The 19,419-nt window shown below is 64.6% G+C and carries 17 protein-coding genes; 1 reads left to right on the top strand and 16 read right to left on the bottom strand.

Annotation, left to right across the window (positions count from 1 at the left end; all coding sequences use genetic code 11):
* Window position 1: 1 nt before the first annotated feature.
* The 15 genes from greA to alr all read right to left on the bottom strand — a co-directional run bounded on the left by greA (window position 2) and on the right by alr (window position 17,122).
* Complete coding sequence (gene greA / locus QPK32_RS24860; protein ID WP_290415484.1) at window positions 2–478, bottom strand: transcription elongation factor GreA; 477 nt, start codon at window positions 476–478, stop codon at window positions 2–4.
* Between the two features lie 115 nt (window positions 479–593).
* Window positions 594–3,824, bottom strand: coding sequence for a carbamoyl-phosphate synthase large subunit (gene carB, locus QPK32_RS24865; protein WP_290415471.1), 3,231 nt, complete (start codon window positions 3,822–3,824; stop codon window positions 594–596).
* A gap of 12 nt (window positions 3,825–3,836) precedes the next feature.
* The gene (gene carA, locus QPK32_RS24870) at window positions 3,837–5,000 is read right to left on the bottom strand and encodes a glutamine-hydrolyzing carbamoyl-phosphate synthase small subunit (protein WP_290415472.1); all 1,164 of its coding nucleotides are present in this window, start codon (window positions 4,998–5,000) and stop codon (window positions 3,837–3,839) included.
* A gap of 274 nt (window positions 5,001–5,274) precedes the next feature.
* Window positions 5,275–5,682 (bottom strand): heme-binding protein, encoded by a 408-nt coding sequence (locus QPK32_RS24875; protein WP_290415473.1) that lies wholly within the window; start codon window positions 5,680–5,682, stop codon window positions 5,275–5,277.
* Window positions 5,683–5,732: 50 nt separating this feature from the next.
* Window positions 5,733–6,662 carry a patatin-like phospholipase family protein gene (locus tag QPK32_RS24880; RefSeq protein ID WP_290415474.1) on the bottom strand — a complete coding sequence of 310 codons (930 nt, stop codon included), beginning with the start codon at window positions 6,660–6,662 and terminating at the stop codon, window positions 5,733–5,735.
* Window positions 6,663–6,835: 173 nt separating this feature from the next.
* A complete protein-coding gene (phoR, locus tag QPK32_RS24885; RefSeq protein WP_290415485.1) occupies window positions 6,836–8,128 on the bottom strand; it encodes a phosphate regulon sensor histidine kinase PhoR in 1,293 nt (430 codons plus the stop codon).
* A 19-nt stretch (window positions 8,129–8,147) separates the two neighbouring features.
* On the bottom strand, window positions 8,148–8,840 hold the full coding sequence (locus QPK32_RS24890) for a response regulator (protein WP_290415475.1): 693 nt from the start codon (window positions 8,838–8,840) through the stop codon (window positions 8,148–8,150).
* A gap of 3 nt (window positions 8,841–8,843) precedes the next feature.
* Window positions 8,844–9,545: a phosphate signaling complex protein PhoU gene (gene phoU, locus QPK32_RS24895; RefSeq protein WP_290415476.1), complete on the bottom strand. Its 702-nt coding sequence runs from the start codon at window positions 9,543–9,545 to the stop codon at window positions 8,844–8,846.
* 191 nt (window positions 9,546–9,736) lie between these two features.
* Window positions 9,737–10,531, bottom strand: a complete 795-nt coding sequence (gene pstB / locus QPK32_RS24900) for a phosphate ABC transporter ATP-binding protein PstB (RefSeq protein WP_290415486.1) — start codon at window positions 10,529–10,531, stop codon at window positions 9,737–9,739.
* A 60-nt stretch (window positions 10,532–10,591) separates the two neighbouring features.
* Window positions 10,592–11,458 carry a phosphate ABC transporter permease PstA gene (pstA, locus tag QPK32_RS24905; protein ID WP_290415477.1) on the bottom strand — a complete coding sequence of 289 codons (867 nt, stop codon included), beginning with the start codon at window positions 11,456–11,458 and terminating at the stop codon, window positions 10,592–10,594.
* Window positions 11,458–12,390 carry a phosphate ABC transporter permease subunit PstC gene (gene pstC / locus QPK32_RS24910; protein WP_290415487.1) on the bottom strand — a complete coding sequence of 311 codons (933 nt, stop codon included), beginning with the start codon at window positions 12,388–12,390 and terminating at the stop codon, window positions 11,458–11,460. Before pstC ends, pstA begins: the two co-directional genes overlap by 1 nt.
* Window positions 12,391–12,586: 196 nt before the next feature.
* Window positions 12,587–13,624 carry a phosphate ABC transporter substrate-binding protein PstS gene (gene pstS, locus QPK32_RS24915; protein WP_374046784.1) on the bottom strand — a complete coding sequence of 346 codons (1,038 nt, stop codon included), beginning with the start codon at window positions 13,622–13,624 and terminating at the stop codon, window positions 12,587–12,589.
* 516 nt (window positions 13,625–14,140) lie between these two features.
* Entirely contained in the window at window positions 14,141–14,458 is a 318-nt protein-coding gene (locus QPK32_RS24920) for a PilZ domain-containing protein (protein ID WP_290415479.1), read from the bottom strand.
* Window positions 14,459–14,517: 59 nt separating this feature from the next.
* Complete coding sequence (gene radA, locus QPK32_RS24925) at window positions 14,518–15,894, bottom strand: DNA repair protein RadA (protein WP_290415480.1); 1,377 nt, start codon at window positions 15,892–15,894, stop codon at window positions 14,518–14,520.
* A gap of 112 nt (window positions 15,895–16,006) precedes the next feature.
* The gene (gene alr / locus QPK32_RS24930; RefSeq protein ID WP_290415481.1) at window positions 16,007–17,122 is read right to left on the bottom strand and encodes an alanine racemase; all 1,116 of its coding nucleotides are present in this window, start codon (window positions 17,120–17,122) and stop codon (window positions 16,007–16,009) included.
* A 141-nt stretch (window positions 17,123–17,263) separates the two neighbouring features.
* Between alr and lplT the strand changes: the two genes are divergently transcribed.
* Window positions 17,264–18,523 carry a lysophospholipid transporter LplT gene (lplT, locus tag QPK32_RS24935; RefSeq protein WP_290415482.1) on the top strand — a complete coding sequence of 420 codons (1,260 nt, stop codon included), beginning with the start codon at window positions 17,264–17,266 and terminating at the stop codon, window positions 18,521–18,523.
* A 203-nt stretch (window positions 18,524–18,726) separates the two neighbouring features.
* On the opposite strand, the gene QPK32_RS24940 is transcribed toward lplT, so the two are convergent.
* Window positions 18,727–19,419: DUF1853 family protein (locus QPK32_RS24940; RefSeq protein WP_290415483.1), on the bottom strand; the 693-nt coding region annotated here is incomplete at its 5' end.

Genomic DNA, 19,419 nt, shown 5'->3' on the forward strand with positions numbered 1-19,419 from the left:
ATCAGACGTAGCGGACTTCGAGGATCTCGTATTCGCGCGGGCCGGACGGGGCCTGCACCTCGACCACGTCGCCGGCGTACTTGCCGATCAGCGCGCGGGCGATCGGCGAAGTCACCGATACCTTGTTCAGCTTGATGTCGGCTTCGTCGATGCCGACGATCTGGTAGGTGACCTTCTGGCCGTTCTCCAGGTCTTCCAGGTCGACGGTGGCGGCGAACACCACGCGGCCTTCGGCATCCAGCGTCGCCGGGTCGATGACCTGGGCGGTCGACAGCTTCTGCTCCAGCTCGGCGATGCGGCCTTCGACGAAGGCCTGGCGCTCCTTGGCGGCATCGTATTCGGCGTTTTCGGACAGGTCGCCATGCGAACGCGCTTCGGCGATCGCATCGATCACGTTACGACGCTCCTTGGTCTTGAGCTGGTGCAGCTCTTCCTTCAGGAGTTCGGCGCCGTGTTTGGTCAAAGGAGTGTTCATGATCTCGTTTCTATGTATATGCGGCGCAGACACGCACGCAGGACAAAAAAAGTGAAAACCACAGAGTCGCACGGCGCACGCCGCGCGAACTCTGTGGTTTTGTTACTGCTTCTAACGCTTAGTTTAAGGTTTTATGCAGGCCTTGTAAATCGTACACATTGAGCTCATCCAGGTGGCGCATGCCCTGCACCGCGGCTTCCGCGCCGGCGATGGTCGTGTAGGTCACGACGCGCGCCTGCAGGGCCGAGGTACGGATGGTGCGCGAGTCGGCGATCGCATTGCGCTTTTCCTCGACCGTATTGACGACCATCGCGATCTCGTGGTTCTTGATCATGTCGACGATGTGCGGACGGCCCTCGACCACCTTGTTGACCGGCGACACCGGAATGCCGGCGGCGGAGATCACGGCGGCCGTGCCCTTGGTCGCGACCAGCTTGAAGCCCAGGTCGACCAGTTCGCGCGCCAGCTTGACGGTGCGCGGCTTGTCCGAGGACTTCACCGACAGGAACACATTGCCCGAGGTAGGCAGCGTGATGCTGGCCGCCAGCTGCGACTTCACGAAGGCTTCGCCGAAGGTCATGCCCACGCCCATCACTTCGCCCGTTGATTTCATCTCGGGGCCCAGGATGGTGTCGACGCCCGGGAACTTCACGAACGGGAACACGGCTTCCTTGACGCTATAGAACGGCGGCACGATTTCCTTGGTGATGCCTTGCTGGGCCAGCGTCTGGCCGACCATGCAGCGCGCGGCGATCTTGGCCAGCTGCAGGCCCGTCGCCTTCGACACGAACGGCACGGTACGCGAGGCGCGCGGGTTCACTTCCAGCACATAGACGGTGTCCACGGTCTTGCCGTCGACTTCCGATTGCTGGATCGCGAACTGCACGTTCATCAGGCCGACCACGTTCAGGCCCTTGGCCATCAGCGAGGTCTGGCGCTTCAGCTCATCGATGGTCTCTTGCGCCAGCGAGTAAGGCGGCAGCGAGCAGGCGGAGTCGCCCGAGTGCACGCCGGCCTGCTCGATGTGTTCCATCACGCCGCCGATGAAGGTGGTCTCGCCGTCCGAGATGCAGTCGACGTCGACTTCGATGGCGTCGTTCAGGAAGCGGTCCAGCAGCACGGGCGAATCGTTCGACACCTTGACCGCTTCGCGCATGTAGCGCTCCAGGTCGCGCTGCTCGTGGACGATCTCCATCGCGCGGCCGCCCAGCACGTACGACGGACGCACGACGAGCGGGTAGCCGATTTCCGCGGCCAGGGCCAGCGCTTCCGATTCGGTACGCGCGGTGCGGTTCGGCGGCTGGCGCAGGCCCAGGTCCTGCAGCAGCTTCTGGAAGCGCTCGCGGTCTTCGGCCGCGTCGATCATGTCCGGCGAGGTGCCGATGATGGGCACGCCGTTGGCTTCCAGGTCCAGCGCCAGCTTCAGCGGGGTCTGGCCGCCGTACTGGACGATCACGCCGGCCGGCTTTTCCAGGTCGACGATTTCGAGCACGTCTTCCAGCGTCAGCGATTCGAAGTACAGGCGGTCCGAGGTATCGTAGTCGGTCGACACGGTCTCCGGATTGCAGTTGACCATGATGGTCTCGTAGCCGTCTTCGCGCATCGCAAGGGCCGCGTGCACGCAGCAGTAGTCGAACTCGATGCCCTGGCCGATGCGGTTCGGGCCACCGCCCAGCACCATGATCTTCTTCTTGTCGGTCGGATTCGATTCGCACTCTTCGTCGTACGTCGAGTACATGTACGCCGTGTTGGTCGCGAATTCGGCCGCGCAGGTGTCGACGCGCTTGTACACCGGACGGATGCCCAGCGCGTGGCGCTTCTCGCGCACGGCTTGCGCAGTGGTGCCCATCAGGAAGGCCAGGCGGCGGTCCGAGAAGCCCTTCTGCTTCAGCTTGTACAGCGTCGGCTTGTCCAGGTTTTCCAGCTTCTGGTGGTCGAGCCACAGTTCGATGTCGACGATTTCCTTGATCTGGATGAGGAACCACGGATCGATCTTGGTGAGGTTGTGCACCTCTTCCATCGTGAAGCCCTGGGCGAAGGCGTCGCCCACGTACCAGATGCGGTCCGGACCCGGCTCGCCCAGTTCTTCCTCGATCTTCTCGCGGTCGCGGGTTTTCTCATTCAAGCCATCCACGCCCACTTCCAGGCCGCGCAGCGCCTTCTGGAACGATTCCTGGAAGGTGCGGCCCATCGCCATGACTTCACCCACCGATTTCATCTGGGTGGTCAGGTGCTTGTCGGCGGTCGGGAATTTCTCGAACGTGAAGCGGGGGATCTTGACGACGACGTAGTCGATCGACGGCTCGAACGAGGCCGGGGTCGCGCCGCCGGTGATCTCGTTGCGCAGCTCGTCCAGCGTGTACCCTACCGCGAGTTTCGCCGCAACTTTGGCAATGGGGAAGCCGGTGGCCTTCGATGCCAGCGCCGACGAACGCGACACGCGCGGGTTCATCTCGATGACGATCATGCGGCCGTCCTTCGGATTGATCGAGAACTGCACGTTCGATCCGCCCGTGTCGACGCCGATCTCGCGCAGCACGGCGATCGAGGCGTTGCGCATGATCTGGTATTCCTTGTCGGTCAGCGTCTGCGCCGGCGCGACGGTGATCGAGTCGCCCGTGTGGACGCCCATCGGATCCAGGTTCTCGATCGAGCAGATGATGATGCAGTTGTCGTTCTTGTCGCGCACGACCTCCATCTCGTACTCTTTCCAGCCGAGCAGCGATTCCTCGATCAGCAGTTCCGAGGTCGGCGAGGCTTCCAGGCCGCGCTTGCAGATGGCCTCGAACTCTTCCTCGTTGTAGGCGATGCCGCCGCCCGAGCCGCCCATCGTGAACGAGGGACGGATGATGACGGGGAAGCCCAGCTCGCGCTGCACGGCGCGCGACTCGTCCATCGTGTGGGCGACGCCCGACTTGGCCGAGCCCAGGCCGATCTTGGTCATCGCGTCCTTGAACTTGGAGCGGTCCTCGGCCTTGTCGATGGCTTCCGGCGTGGCGCCGATCAGTTCCACCTTGTACTTGTCCAGCACGCCGTGGCGGTGCAGGTCGAGCGCGCAGTTCAGCGCGGTCTGGCCGCCCATGGTCGGCAGGATCGCATCCGGACGCTCCTTGTCGATGATGCGCTCGACGGCCTTCCAGGTGATCGGTTCGATATAGGTGACGTCGGCCGTTTCCGGGTCCGTCATGATGGTCGCCGGGTTCGAATTGACCAGGATGACCTTGTAGCCCTCTTCGCGCAGGGCCTTGCAGGCCTGGGCGCCGGAGTAATCGAACTCCACCGCCTGGCCGATGACGATCGGGCCCGCGCCGATGATCAGGATGCTGTTGATATCACTACGTTTTGGCATTTAATTCTTCTCTCAGTTGGCTTTAGCGCTGTTCATCAGGCCAATGAAACGGTCGAACAGGTAGGCGACGTCGGTCGGGCCCGGCGAGGCTTCCGGGTGGCCCTGGAAGCAGAACGCCGGCTTGTCCGTGCGCTCGAAGCCCTGCAGCGAACCGTCGAACAGCGACACGTGGGTGACGCGGCAGTTGGCCGGCAGCGTGTCGACGTCGACGGCGAAGCCGTGGTTCTGCGAGGTGATCAGGACCTGCTTGCTGTCCAGGTCCTGGACCGGGTGGTTGGCGCCGTGGTGGCCGAACTTCATCTTGACGGTCTTCGCGCCCGAGGCCAGCGCCATGATCTGGTGGCCGAGGCAGATGCCGAAGGTCGGGATGCCCTTCTCGATCAGCTCGCGCGACGCTTCGATCGCGTAGGTGCACGGTGCCGGATCGCCGGGACCGTTGGCCAGGAAGATGCCGTCCGGGTTCAGCGCGAGCGCGTCGGCGGCGGTGGACTGCGCCGGCAGCACGGTGACCTTGCAGCCGCGTTCGGCCAGCATGCGCAGGATGTTGCGCTTGACGCCATAGTCGAAGGCGACCACGTGGTATTGAGGATTGTCCTGCTTGCCGAAGCCTTCTCCCAGCTTCCACTCGGTCTCGGTGAACACATACGGTTCCTTCACCGACACGACCTTGGCCAGGTCCATGCCCGACAGGCCCGGGAACGAGCGCGCCAGTTCCAGCGCCTGCGCTTCCGACGGTTCGTTACCCTGGGTGCCGGTCAGGATCGCGCCGTTCTGGGCGCCCTTCTCGCGCAGGATGCGGGTCAGCTTGCGCGTGTCGATGCCGGCGATGGCGACCACGTTTTCCTGCTTCAGGTAGTCCGACAGCGATTGGGTGGAGCGGAAGTTCGACGCCAGCAGCGGCAGGTCGCGGATGATGAGGCCGGCGGCATGCACCTTGGTCGCCTCCACGTCGGCCGGGTTCACGCCCTGGTTGCCGATGTGCGGATACGTCAGCGTGACGATCTGACGCGAGTAGCTGGGGTCGGTAAGGATTTCCTGATACCCGGTGATGGCGGTATTGAAGACCACTTCACCGATGGTGTGACCGGCGGCGCCGATCGAATATCCTTTGAAAATGGTTCCGTCTGCCAGGGCCAGGATGGCTGGAACGGCTGGGCCAGAAAAAAATGGCGGCAAGGGCAACTCCCGATAAAGTTGCCGTAGCTGCGCCACGTCAGACCGGCCTGAACGAGTGTGAGCGATGGAGACGCCCAGTATTACAACAGGTCGCTAGAAGAAGGAATGGGTGGGTAGTCGCTACGGCAGATAATGTGATGGCTAAACCTCTGAATTATAGCGTAATTTACGCCACCCGGCAATCGCCCACTGGCCATTTATCGCGGCCCATTCCAACTGGAAAAAGGATTTGCCCGGCCGATAAGCCGGGCATGCCTCGTTCCGGGCTATGCCATTACAGGCCGAGGGCGGCGATGCCGGCCTTGGCGATCTGCGCATCCTCGGCCGATTTCACGCCCGAGACGCCGATCGCGCCGACCGTGCGGCCGTCGACGACGATGTTGACGCCGCCTTCCAGCATGCCTTCCAGCTGCGGCGCGCTCAGGAACGAGGTGCGGCCGTTGTTGATCAGTTCCTCGTACACGCGCGATTCGCGGCAGCCCAGGGCGGCGGTGCGCGCCTTCTGCGGGGCGATGTGGGCCGAGATCGGCGCGGCGCCGTCCAGGCGCTGCAGCCACAGCGGGTGGCCGCCGTCGTCGCAGATCGCGATCACGACCTTCCAGCCATTGGCCACGGCTTCGGCCTCGGCGGCGGCGGCGATCTTCTTGACGTCTTCCAGGGTCAGCACGGCTTTGGTTTGCATCTTCTGTTTCCTTTAGTGCGGTGGGTGATCGGTTCTATCGGGGGGCTTGCTCAGGGAGCCTGCGTGAGCTGGCGCGCCTTGAGCTTGGCCTTCAGTTGCGGCATGACGGCGGCGGCCGCCTGCTCGCCCGCCAGCACGGCCAGGTTGCGGCCGTTGAAGTCGGCGCTCCCCATGGCGCCCAGCGCCGGGGTGACGACGATGTCGGCGTCCTTCAGTTCGAAATGGTTCAGGCGCTGGCCCATGATGGTGAAGGTCTGCATCAGCACGTCCAGGTTGCTGGCCGTGGCCTGGGCCTCGGTGGCGCTCGAGATGTTGACGGCGATGATGAACTCGGCGCCCATCTCCTTCGCGAAGCGCACCGGCACGGGCGCGACCAGGCCGCCGTCGACATAGGTGACGCCGGCGATGGTCACGGGCTGGAACACGCCCGGCACGGCCGACGACGCGCGCACGGCCATGCCCGTGTTGCCGCGCCGGAACAGTATCGGCTTGCCCGTCTTGAGGTCGGTGGCGACGGCGCCGAACGGAATCTTGAGTTTCTCGATCGGCTGGTTGCGCACGGCCTTGTTGACGTAGGCCTGCAGCGCGTCGCCCTTGAGCACGCCTGTCGACTTGCCGAAGAAGGGAATGGCCCAGTCGGAAATCGTGGCCTCGTCCATTTCCATCGCGATCTTCTGCAGCGCGAAGCCGTCGTAGCCGGATGCATACAAGGCGCCCACGACCGAGCCGGCGCTGGTGCCGACGATGATGTCCGGACGGATGCCCTGCGCCTCCAGCGCCTTGATCACCCCGATATGGGCAAAGCCGCGCGCGGCGCCGCCGCCCAGGGCCAGGGCGATCCTGACCTTGCGCGGCACCGGGGTGGGCGCGACGGGCGGTGCGACGGTGGCGGGTTCGGGTTGCTTGGGAGTGGAGCCGCAGCCGGCCAGCAGCGTGGCGGCGGCGAGCGTGGAGAGGATGGAACGGCGCGAGAAAGTCATCCGGGAGCGAGATTGCATGCAAAGAAGGGATTGTAACCCGTTCTCGGACGTGGACGCGGTGGCGGCTCCGCTTGGAGGAATTGGGCCCCTGCCTGCGCAGGGGCGACGTATCGACGGCACGTAGCCCAAAGACCGTCGTCCCTGCGCAGGCAGGGACCCAAGCACTGCTGGAACTATCCCGGCAGCGTCGTATTCGGCAAGGACGCGGTAAACACGCTCCCCTTCCCCGCCACCGAGCGAATGGCCAGCTTGCCGCCATGCCGCAGCAGCACGTGCTTGACGATCGCCAGGCCCAGGCCCGTGCCCTGCGTCTCGCGCGAGCGGCTCTTGTCGACGCGATAGAAGCGTTCCGTCAGTCGCGAGATATGCTGCTCGTCGATGCCGATGCCGTCGTCGGCGACCTCGAAGCGCAAATCGTTCGGGCCGCGCGTCCACGACAGCTTGATGTGGCCGCCGGCCGGCGTGTAGCGCACGGCGTTGCTGGCCAGGTTGCCGAAGGCGCTGCGCAGCTCGTCCGCGTTGCCCATCACGTCCGGACCGTCGACGGCCACCTCCACCTCGTGGCGGCCGTTCGACAGCGCACGCGCATCGCTGGCGATCTGCTCGACGAGGGCGCGCATCTCGATGCGTTCGCGCTTGAGCGGGTACTCGTCCGACTCCAGGCGCGACAGCGTCAGCATGTCCTCGATCAGGCGCTGCATGCGGCCGGCCTGCTCCGTCATCAGTTCCAGGTGGGCCGTGCGGGTCTTCTCGTCCAGGCCCGGGTCGGCCAGGGCGATCTCGAGGAAGCCGACGATGACCGTCAGCGGCGTGCGCAATTCGTGCGAGGCGTTGGCGATGAAGTCGCGGCGCATCGCCTCGATGCGTTCGGTTTCGGTGGCGTCGTGGGTCACGAGGATCTGGCGGCGGTTCTCGAAGGGGATGATCTGGACCACCAGCTTGCGCCCGCGGATCGCCAGCGTCAGCGGCTGCTCGTAGCGGCCCAGGATGATGTAGTCGATGAATTCCGGATGGCGGATCAGGTTCGTCACGCGGCGGCCCTTGTCGCGCTCCAGCGTCAGGCCCAGGTGGCGCTCGGCGGCCGGGTTGCACCATTCCAGGAACAGCACGTCGTCCATGATCGCCACGCCTTCCGGCAGCAGCTGCATGGCCTGGCGGAAGCGGGCCAGCCACTCGGCCAGCTCGGCCTGGTGGCGTTCGTCGTCGCGGCGCAGCCGGTACAGGCGGGCGAACACCTCGGTCCAGGCGCCCCAGCCGTCCGGCAGCTTGCCGCTCTGCGGGTCGTCCAGCCACTCGCCCAGCTTGTGCAGGTACATCAGCTGTGAAGCCAGCAAGCCGATCGTGACCAGCAGCGCGAACGCCAGGCCCGTGACGGGACCGGACATCCACCAGAACACGGCGCCGCCCAGCAGCACCAGGCCCAGGCGCAGCGTGGCCGGAACCCAGAACACGAGTTTCGGATTCAGATTCGACATCGGGGCTTTCTTATTTCTCTTTCTCGGTCAGCATGTAGCCGACGCTGCGCACGGTGCGGATCAGCTTCTCCGCCTCCTTCAGGGCCTTGCGCAAGCGCAGCACGTGGACGTCGACCGTGCGCTCCTCGACGGCGGCGGCATCGCCCCACACCTTGTCGAGCAGCTGGCTGCGCGAGAACACGCGCTCGCGGTGCGCCATCAGGAACTTCAGCAGGCGGTATTCGGCGTTGCCCATGTCGAGCTGGCGGCCGTTCAGCGTGACGGTGCAGCTGGCCGGGTCCAGCGTGACCTCGCCCGCCGACAGCGGCGCCTCGGCCAGGTGCGGGCTCTTGCGCCGCAACAGGGCCTTCGAGCGCGCCAGCAGCTCGCGCGGCGAGAACGGCTTGGTGACGTAGTCGTCGGCGCCCGTGTTCAGGCCCGCGATCTTGTCTTCCTCCATGCTCTTCGCCGTCAGCATGATGACGGGAATGTCCTGGAAGTCGCGGTCGCCGCGCAGGCGCGAGAGCAGGCGCAGGCCGCTCTGGTCGGGCAGCATCCAGTCCAGCAGCAGCAGGTCGGGCCGGCCGTGCACGATCGAATCCCAGGCCGCGGCCACGTTGCCGGCGGTACGGATCTCCCAGCCCGTCTCGCGCAGCGAATAACTCACCAGTTCGACGATCGCCGGTTCGTCCTCGACGATCAGTACACTCGTGTTTGACGCCATCGATTACCCTTCGCTCCGCTCGCTCACCGCTGGTTTCGTATGGCGGATGTCCTTGCCTTCGACCACGTAGATGACGTACTCGGCGATGTTCTTCGCATGGTCGCCGATGCGCTCGATGGCCTTGGCCACCCACAGCGTGTCCAGCGCCGACGAGATCGTGCGCGGGTCTTCCATCATGAAGGTGATCGTGTTGCGCAGGATGGTGCGGAACTCGTAGTCGATCACGTCGTCCTGGGCGATGATCTGGACGGCCGCCTTGCCGTCCAGGCGCGCGAACGCGTCCAGCGCGTCGTGCAGCATGTCGGCGGTGGCGCGCGAGATCGTGCGCACCACGTCGTAGTGGTTGAAGCTGACCATGCCGCGCTCGTGCAGGCTCTTGGCCGTGCGCGCGATCTTGGTCGCCTCGTCGCCGATGCGCTCGAGGTCGGTGATGACCTTGATCGTGGCCATCACGGTGCGCAGGTCGTTCGCGGCCGGCTGGCGGCGCACGATCAGGTGGCTGCAGGCGTCGTCGAGCTGCACTTCGAGCTGGTTGACGGCGTGGTCGTCCGCCATCACCTTGTCCGCCTGCTCGGCGTTGTTGACGCGGAACGCCTCCAGCGCTTCCTCGAACTGGGTTTCCACCATGCCGCCCATCAGCAGCACCTTCGAACGGATACCTTCGAGTTCCTGGTCGTACTGCTTGGAAGAGTGATCGCCTACCATGTCCCTGTTTCCTGTCTATGTTGTGATATTACAATATTTGGCACTGTGTTAGCGCTTCGAGGGACTCTGCAACCGTAGCGAGCGGCTGCAGGCGTGGCCGAGAAGCGCAGCCGTACATCCGGTACGGCCGGTCCGCCGTCGCGGAGCATCGCAGGCCGCGCCTGCGGCCGCGCAGTAGGTTACAGAGTTCCTTATCCAAAACGACCGGTAATGTAGTCCTGGGTCTCTTTCTTCGCGGGGTTCATGAAGAGCTGGTCCGTCTCGCCGAATTCGACCAGTTCGCCCAGGTACATATAGGCGGTGTAGTCCGAGCAGCGGGCGGCCTGCTGCATGTTGTGGGTGACGATGGCGATCGTGTAGTCGCCCTTCAGCTCGCTGATCAGTTCCTCGATCTTCGAGGTCGAGATCGGGTCCAGGGCCGAGGTCGGCTCGTCGAGCAGCAGCACGTCCGGCTTGACGGCGACGCCGCGGGCGATGCACAGGCGCTGCTGCTGGCCGCCGGACAGCGACAGGCCACTCTTGTTCAGCTTGTCCTTCACCTCGGTCCACAGCGCGGCCTTCTTGAGCGCCCATTCGACGCGCTCGTCCATCTCGCCCTTGGACAGGTTCTCGTACAGGCGCACGCCGAAGGCGATGTTGTCGTAGACCGACATCGGGAACGGGGTCGGCTTCTGGAACACCATGCCGATCTTGGCGCGCAGCATGTTCACGTCGACGCCCGGATCGAGGATGTTGCGGCCGCCGTAGACGATGGCGCCCTCGGCGCGCTGGCCCGGGTACAGGTCGTACATGCGGTTCAGCGTGCGCAGCAGCGTCGACTTGCCGCAGCCGGACGGGCCGATGAAGGCCGTCACCTGCTTGTCGTGGATGTCCAGGTTGACATTCTTGAGGCCGTGGAACTTGCCGTAGTAGAAGTTCAGACCCTGGATCTCGATGGTCTTGGCCTTCGGCTTGCCGTTGGTCGATGCGGAGGTCGCAGTGCTCATGGTGGCGGTCGGGATCGCGGTCTGGATGGTAGCGTTCATTGTCGTTGTCTTCTGTAGCAATTACTGCGGAGTCTTCTGGCGGAACGCGGTCCGCGACAGGATGTTCAGGGCCAGGACGCTGAAGGTGACGAGCAGCGCGCCGCCCCAGGCGATCGACTGCCAGTCTTCGTACGGGCTCATGGCGAAGCGGTAGATCACCACCGGCAGGTTGGCCATCGGCTGGTTCAGGTCGGCCGTGAAGAACTGGTTGTTCAGCGCGGTGAACAGCAGCGGTGCCGTTTCGCCGGCGATGCGGGCCACGGCCAGCAGCACGCCGGTGACGACGCCGGCCTTCACGGCGCGCAAGCGCACCATCAGCGACACCTTCCAGCGCGGCGCGCCCAGCGCGAATGCCGCTTCCAGCAGGCTGTTCGGCACCAGGTGCAGCATGTTGTCGGTGGTGCGCACGACCACGGGGATGGCGATCAGCGACAGCGCGATGGTGCCCGCGTAGCCGGAGAAGTGCTGCACGTTGGCCACGTACAGCGCGTAGACGAACAGGCCGATCACGATCGACGGGGCCGACAGCATGATGTCGGTGACGAAGCGCGTCAGCGCCGCGAACTTGTTGTTGGCGCCGTATTCGGCCAGGTAGATGCCGGCCAGGATGCCGATCGGCGTCGACACCAGCGTCGACAGGCCGACCATCAGCACGGTGCCGAAGATGGCGTTGCGCAGGCCGCCCTCGCTGCCCGGCGCCGGGGTGTCGAGCGAGAACAGGTTGCTCGACAGCGCGCCGAAGCCGTGCACGAGCAGGGTGAACAGGATCCATGCCAGGAAGCCCAGGCCGATGGCCATGGCGACGACCGACAGGGTGATACCGACGCGGTGGCCCAGCAGGCGGCGACGGTAGACAGGGTTGACTGCGGGATTGACGGCGTTTTGCATTATTTTGCCCCTTCCTTGCGGGCCATACCCACGAGCATCAGTTTGGCGGCCGACAGCACGACGAAGGTGATCGCGAACAGGATCAGGCCCAGCGCGAACAGCGAGGACACGTGCAGCGGCGAGCTGGCTTCGGCGAATTCGTTGGCCAGCGTGGAGGAAATCGAGTTGCCCGCTTCGAACAGCGACAGCGAGATCTTGTTGGCGTTGCCGATCACGAAGGTGACGGCCATCGTTTCACCGAGGGCACGGCCCAGGCCCAGCATGACGCCGCCGACGACGCCGGTGCGGGTGTAGGGCAGCACGATCTTGCGCACCACTTCCCACTTGGTGCAGCCGAGGCCGTAGGCGGACTCCTTCAGCACGGCCGGCACGATCTCGAACACGTCGCGCATCACGGAAGCGATGAAGGGGATGATCATGATCGCCAGGATGATACCGGCGGTCAGCACGCCCAGGCCCATCGTGGGGCCCTTGAACAGCGGGCCGATGAACGGCAGCACGCCGATGGTGTTCTTCAGCAGCGGCTGAACGTGGTCGCCGAAGAACGGTGCGAACACGAACAGTCCCCACATGCCGTAGATGATCGACGGCACGCCGGCCAGCAGTTCCACCGCCATGCCCATCGGGCGGCGCAGGAAGGCCGGGCAGATCTCGGTGAGGAACAGGGCGATGCCGAAGCTGACGGGGAAGGCGATGGCCAGGGCGATGATCGAGGTCACCAGGGTGCCGGTGATCGCGATGAGCGCGCCGAACTTGTCGTTGATGGGGTCCCACTCGTTGGTGGTGACGAAGCCGAGGCCGAATTCGCGGAACGCAGGCGCCGCGCCGATCGCCAGCGAGATGATGATGCCGACCAGCACCAGCAGCACCGATGCGGCGAACAACAGGGTGATCTTGTGGAAGAAGAAGTCCTGGATGCGCTGGGTGCGCATGGTGTTGCGCAGGGCGACGTTCCTGGCTTCTTCCTGCTGCGCGGCCAGGGCGGCGGCGTTGTCGGCAGCGATCGCGGAGTGTGCGTTCATATGTTTGTTCAATTTATTACCCGGAAGCAAAAGCGCGCTGCTCCCACCTCCCCGACCTCTCGCCGGGAAAGGTGGGAGCAGCGCTACCCACGGATGGGGATGTCGATTACCAGACCGCCTTGCCCGAAGCGTCCTTCAGGTTCGATTTCCAGGCGGCTTCCACCAGCTTGGTGACCGAATCCGGCATCGGCACGTAGTCGAGGTCGGTGGCTGCGGCATCGCCGTTCTTGAAGGCGTAGTCGAAGAACTTCAGGACTTCCTTGCCCTTGGCGGCGTCGGCCTGCGACTTGTGCATCAGGATGTACGAGGCGCCGGTGATCGGCCAGGCGGCCTTGCCCGGCTGGTCGGTCAGGACCACGGCCATGCCCGGGGCCTTGGCCCAGTCGGCGTTGGCGGCGGCGGCCTTGAAGGCGTCGTCGTCCGGCTGCAGGAAGTTGCCGTCCTTGTTCTTCAGCTGGGTGTGCGACATCTTGTTCTTCTTCGAGTACGCCCATTCGACGTAGCCGATCGAACCCTTGATGCGCTGGACGTTGGCGGCGACGCCGTCATTGCCCTTGCCGCCCACGCCGACCGCCCACTTCACGGCGGTACCGGCACCGATCTTGCTCTTGAATTCCGGGTTGGTCTTGGACAGGAAATCCGTGAACAGGAACGAGGTGCCCGAGCCGTCGGCGCGGTGCACGACGGTGATGTCCTCGGCCGGCAGCTTGACGCCCGGGTTCAGGGCGGCGATGGCCTGGTCGTTCCACTTGGTGATCTTGCCCAGGTAGATGTCGGCGACGACCGGGCCGGTCAGCTTCAATTGGCCCGGGGTGATGCCGTCCAGGTTGACGACGGTGACGACGCCGCCCATGATGGCCGGGAACTGCATCAGGCCGGCTTCGTCCAGTTCGGCGGCCTGCAGCGGCATGTCCGAGGCGCCGAAGTCGACGGTCTTGGCCTTGATCTGCTTGATGCCGGCACCGGAACCGACCGACTGGTAGTTCAGGCCATTACCCGATGCCTTCTTGTACATCTCGGCCCACTTGGCGTAGATCGGATACGGGAAGGTGGCGCCGGCGCCGGTGATATCGGCGGCCAGGGTCGCGGTGCTCGCGAAGGTGGCGGTGGTGCCGATGATGATGGTGGCCAGCAGTTGCTTCATGCGCATATCAAGTCCTTTGGTTAGGGTGTGAGACGTTTGATGCTGCGCAGTGTAGCGATCGAATATGACGGCTTTATGACAGGCGTGACATATTCATATGACGCCTCTTTTATCATGCACCAAGCCTGGAAAAGCGTGTCACACGCTTGCTTCCGGCATGTCACACTCACCCTTTCCTACGTACTTTTTCCCTATGACGAAGCATGCGCTGCGTATGAAAAAAAGCCGCTTGTAAATACATGGCCGTCTGCTAGTTTGAAAGCGTGTCGGTCACCAAGGGAGGAATCGCTCAACGGCGTTGGAACGTCATGCTGGTCAGTCTATTCATTACAGGAGTGCTGGGGGGCATTGCCGGCCTGCTTCTCTTCGACGTCATCGGGGAAGCACGCGGAAGCCGCGGCAAGCTGAAGGATCGCTATCACGAATAGCAGGTAGGGCCAGGAGCCCGATATGGAAAGCGGCGGCGCCCCGCGAAGGACGACGCCGCTTTTTCGTGGACGCCGAAGCGCCGATGGCTCAGCGCAGGAAGCGCGTGAGCTGGCTCATCGCGGCCAGGTCCAGGTGCAGGAACTGGAACCCGACCTTGAATTCCCCATGGCTGAGGATGGAATACATGACCTTGCTGCGCACTTGCAGCGAGACCGACTTGCCGTCGACCAGCAGGTCGAAGCTCACCAGGCCTGCCTGCCCCGCCTGCAGCGGATGCGGCACGGTGATGCTGACGCCGTTGGCGCCGATGTCGGTGGTATGGCCGAGCACGGGCGCCTGGCCCTCCATCGCCACGATGGCCTTGACCTTGAAGATCTTGCGGGCGGATTTCCTTTGTTCTGTCACACTATTACCTTAAAGCAATTGTTAGCAAGGTAAAAGTATAGGGCCAAACGGGAACTTCGTCAGTCGAGCTCGCGCAACTTGCTGAAGGCTTCGTCGATCCTTTCGACGGCCACGATCGTCATTCCTTCAATCTTTTGTTTTGGCGCATTTGCCTTCGGCACCATCGCAATCGAGAAGCCCAGCTTGGCCGCCTCGCGCAGGCGCTCCTGGCCGCGCGGCGCCGGCCGGATCTCGCCGGCCAGGCCGACCTCGCCGAACACGACGAGGCCGCGCGGCAGCGGCTTGTTGCGCATCGATGAATTAATGGCAAGCAGCACGGCCAGGTCGGCCGCCGGTTCCGCGATCTTGACGCCGCCCACCGCATTGATGAACACGTCCTGGTCGAAGGCGGCGATGCCCGCATGGCGGTGCAGCACGGCCAGCAGCATGGCGAGGCGGTTCTGCTCGAGGCCGACGGACAGGCGGCGCGCGTTCGGCAGGTGGCTGGCGTCGACCAGCGCCTGCACCTCGACCAGCAGCGGGCGCGTGCCTTCCTGCGTCACCATCACGCAGGAACCGGGCACCTGGTTGTCGTGCTGGGACAGGAACAGCGCCGACGGGTTCGACACCCCTTTCAAGCCCTTTTCCGTCATCGCGAACACGCCCAGCTCGTTGACGGCGCCGAAGCGGTTCTTGATGGCACGCACCAGGCGGAAGCTCGACTGGGTATCGCCCTCGAAGTACAGCACCGTGTCGACGATGTGTTCCAGCACGCGGGGACCCGCCAGCGCGCCCTCCTTCGTCACGTGGCCGACCAGGATGATCGTCACGCCGGTCTGCTTGGCCACGCGCGTGAGCTGGGCCGCGCATTCGCGCACCTGGGACACGGAACCCGGCGCGGACGTCAGGGCGTCCGAATACAGCGTCTGGATCGAGTCGATCACGGCCACTTCCGGCTTGACGTCGGCCAGCGTGCCGAGGATTTTCTCCAGCTGGATCTCGGCCTGCAATTTGAGATCCTTCGCCTCGACCTGCAGGCGCTTGGCGCGCAGCGCGATCTGGGCGCCGGATTCCTCGCCCGACACGTACAAGGTATTGCGGGTGGCGGCCAGGTTGGCCAGCGCCTGCAGCAGCAGCGTCGACTTGCCGATGCCGGGGTCGCCGCCGATCAGCACGACGCCGCCCGCGACCAGGCCGCCGCCCAGCACGCGGTCGAATTCCTCGATGCCCGTGCCGAAGCGCGGCACGTCGATGGCCTCGATGTCGGACAGCGACAGCACGGGCGCCGTCTGCGCCAGCGCCTTGTGGTGGGTGGCCTGCGACATGCGGTTCAGGCCCTGGGTCTCGACCTGCTCGGTCATCGTGTTCCAGGCCTTGCAATCGACGCATTGGCCGGTCCAGCGGCTGGCGACGCTGCCGCAGTCGCTGCATACGAAACTGGTACGTGGTTTTGCCATGGTTCCTATTTAGATAGATGCTGGGCACGTGGCGCCCACGCTACGATATACATTGGCCGACATGGGTTGGCAATGGCCCAGGGTGGGCACCACGTGCCCACCAGACGTGCGCTCAATCGCAGCCCAGGCGGTTTTCCATCACGCGCACGCGTGGGGCCAGCGCGCACATCAATTCATAGCCGATCGTGCCGGCCGCCTGGGCGACCTCGTCGATCGGCAAGCCGTCGCCCCACAGCGTGACCTTGCAGCCGACGCCGGCGTTCGGCACGGGAGTCAGGTCGACCGTCATCATGTCCATCGACACCCTGCCGACCAGCGTCGTGCGCACCCCGTTGACCAGCACCGGCGTGCCGTGCTCGGCATGGCGCGGATAGCCGTCGGCATAGCCGCAGGCGACCACGCCCACCGTCATCGGCTTGTCGGCCTGGAAACGGCTGCCGTAGCCGACGCTCTCGCCGGCCTCGATGTGCTGGACGCCGATGATCTCGGACTTCAGCGTCATCGTCGGCAACAGGCCGTAATCCTTGGCCGTACGCCCACCCGGCGTGCCGCCGTACAACATGATGCCGGGACGCACCCAGTCGCTCTTGAGCTCGGCGTCCAGGCCGCCCAGCAGGCCAGCCTGGTGCAGTACCCCGCCGGAATTGGACAGGCTGCGTTCCCCCTCGAGGCCGTCCGCGCCCAGGCGGAAGCGGCGCACCTGCTCGGCGATTCCCAGGCGCGGATGCTCGAGTTCGTCCGAATTGGCGAAGTGGGTCATGTGCGTGATGCTGCGGATCCCGGGAATCGCGCGCAGGCGCTTGTAGGCGGCGCGGTAGTCTTCCGGGTTGAAGCCGAGGCGGTTCATGCCCGTGTTCATCTTGAGGTGGACGTCGATCGGGCGGTACAGCTGGGTGTACTCGAGCATCTTGATCTGCTCGATGCAGTGCACGGTGCTGTTGATATTGTGCTCGGCCAGCAGCGGGATGTCGGACGCGTCGAAGATTCCCTCTAATAAAAGAATCGGCTTGATCCAGCCGAGCTCGCGCAAGCGCAGCGCGCCCTCGGTCTCGATGAGGGCCAGGCCGTCGGCCTGGACGAAGCCGCGCATGCCGCGTTCGAGTCCGTGGCCGTAGGCATTGGCCTTGACCACGGCCCACAGCCTGGACATCGGCGCGCAGGCGCGCGCCTGGTTCAGGTTGTGTTGCATCGAGTCAAGATGAATGGTGGCTTGCAGGGGACGTGGCATGAGGTGCAGATGGTGGCGCTGGGCCGTAAACGAAAGGACTATTTTACCCCCGGCAGTGAAACGCCGTATTGTCGATTCCTTGGGTGCGGCGTTCTTTCATGGTATAAAGCAACCCACACCAAGTTTTGTAGAACGTCTCGAATGAATCGTGGTTTTTATACCATCATGGCGGCGCAGTTCTTCTCGTCGCTCGCAGATAGCGCGTTGCTGTTCGTCGCGATCGATCTGCTGGCGGCAATGCATGCGCCGCCATCGCTGATTCCGCTGCTCAAACTGTCATTCGTCCTGTTCTACGTCTTGCTGGCCCCGTTCGTCGGCGCGTTCGCCGATTCGATGCTGAAGGGCCGCGTGATGTTCATCGCCAACCTCATCAAGGTCTTCGGCTGCGGCCTCGTGTTCGCGGGCATCCATCCGCTGATGGCCTATGCCGTGGTCGGCTTCGGCGCGGCCGTCTATTCGCCGGCCAAGTACGGCATCCTGACCGAGCTGCTGCCGCCGGAAAAACTCGTCGTCGCCAACGGCTGGATCGAAGGACTGACCGTGCTGTCGATCATCCTGGGCACCGCGTTCGGCGGCGCCCTCGTCAGCCCGCTGGGCGGCGCCTGGCTGCTGGACCACGTGTCCGCGCTGCACAGCGTCATCTCCACGCCGAGCCAGGCCTCGCTGGCCGTGCTGATCGGCGTCTACGTGCTGGCGGCCCTGTTCAACCTGGGCATCCCGGACACCGGCGCGCGCTACGACCACCAGGAACGCAACCCGACCAAGCTGATCGCCGACTTCGCCACCTGCTCGGCCACGCTGTGGAAAGACAAGCTGGGCCAGATCTCGCTGGCCGTTACCACGCTGTTCTGGGGCGCCGGCGCCACGCTGCAGCTCATCGTCATCAAGTGGGCCGAGCGCTCGCTGCAGCTGCCGCTGGACAAGTCCACGAGCCTGATCGGCATCTTCGCGCTGGGCGTCGCCGCCGGCGCCGCGGCCGCCGCCAAGGTCATCCCGCTGCGCAAGTCGCTGACCGTGATCCCGCTGGGCATCGTCATGGGCCTCGTCGTGACCAGCATGACCCTCGTGCATTCGGTGACGGTGGCGGTGCCCCTCCTGATGATCATCGGCCTGCTGTCCGGCTTCTTCGTCGTGCCGATGAACGCCCTGCTGCAGCACCGCGGCCACGTGCTGATGAGCGCCGGCCACTCGATCGCCGTGCAGAACTTCAACGAGAACCTGTCGATCCTGACCATGCTGGCCGTGTACGCCATCATGATCACGCTGAACCTGGACCTGAACATCATCATCGTCCTGTTCGGCATGTCGCTGGCCGGCATCATGTTCCTGATCGGCCGCCGCCACGCGGCCAACCAGCGCGAGCACGATTCCCTCGCGCTGATCGGCGAGCACAAGCACTGAGTCGGGGTCAGAGCATATTTACGCGGCAATTCGGGGTCAGAGCACTTTTTTGTGCAATTGATCCTTGTTTAAGATGTGATGCCGGTCCCGTCATGCGCCAGGCCGCTGCGAGCCTGGTCGATGCCTAACTTGCCATCGGAGCCATTTCTCCGAAATGTGCTCTGCCCCCGAATTTTCCTCGAAATGTGCTCTGACCCCGAATTTCAGGGGTGAAGTTTGGCGCTGGCGCGGGCGCGCCAGTCGTTCGGAACGATGAATCCGCGTTCGAATTCGACGATGCGGCCCGGCTCCTCGTCGACCAGCGCCACCAGCACGGGCGCATCGGTCGCGGCGAAATGGTCTTCCAGCTCGGCGCGCAGCTGCGCCTTGTCCAGCATCCAGGTGGCCGACGAGGCGCGGAACGGCGGCAGCCATTGCAGGCGCGGCAGCACGAGGAAGCGCTCGGCCTCGAGGGTCTCCAGTTCCTCCAGCGCGCACCAGAAGCCGCGGCAGTGGCCCGCCCCGATGCCGCGCATCTCGGCATACTCTCCCAGCGGATAGAACAGCCAGCCCTTCACCAGCGCCTGGGCGCTGCTGACGGGCCGCGGCACCAGTTCCCGGGCGGCCGGATGGCTGCCCAGCCGCAACTGGCGCTCGAACACCTTGCGCATCTTGCGCCCCAGGCTGTCGGCCAGGTTGGGGCCGACGAAGGTGTCGAAGTTGGCGGCAAGATCCCCGTGCACGCCGTCCTGCAGCAGGTAGAACTTGGTGGCGAATTCGATGTGCGCGGCGCCGCCCTTGCCGTCGTCGAGCAGGAAGTCGAACTCCCCGACCGTGTCGTCGCGCGCGGCGCGCACCTGCAGGCCGTGCGCGAGCAGGCGGCCCTGCTCGGCGAAATAAAAGGTTCTTCGCGGGGA

Origin of the sequence: Massilia sp. YIM B02763, from assembly GCF_030412015.1 — a bacterium.
Classification (GTDB): domain Bacteria; phylum Pseudomonadota; class Gammaproteobacteria; order Burkholderiales; family Burkholderiaceae_D; genus Telluria.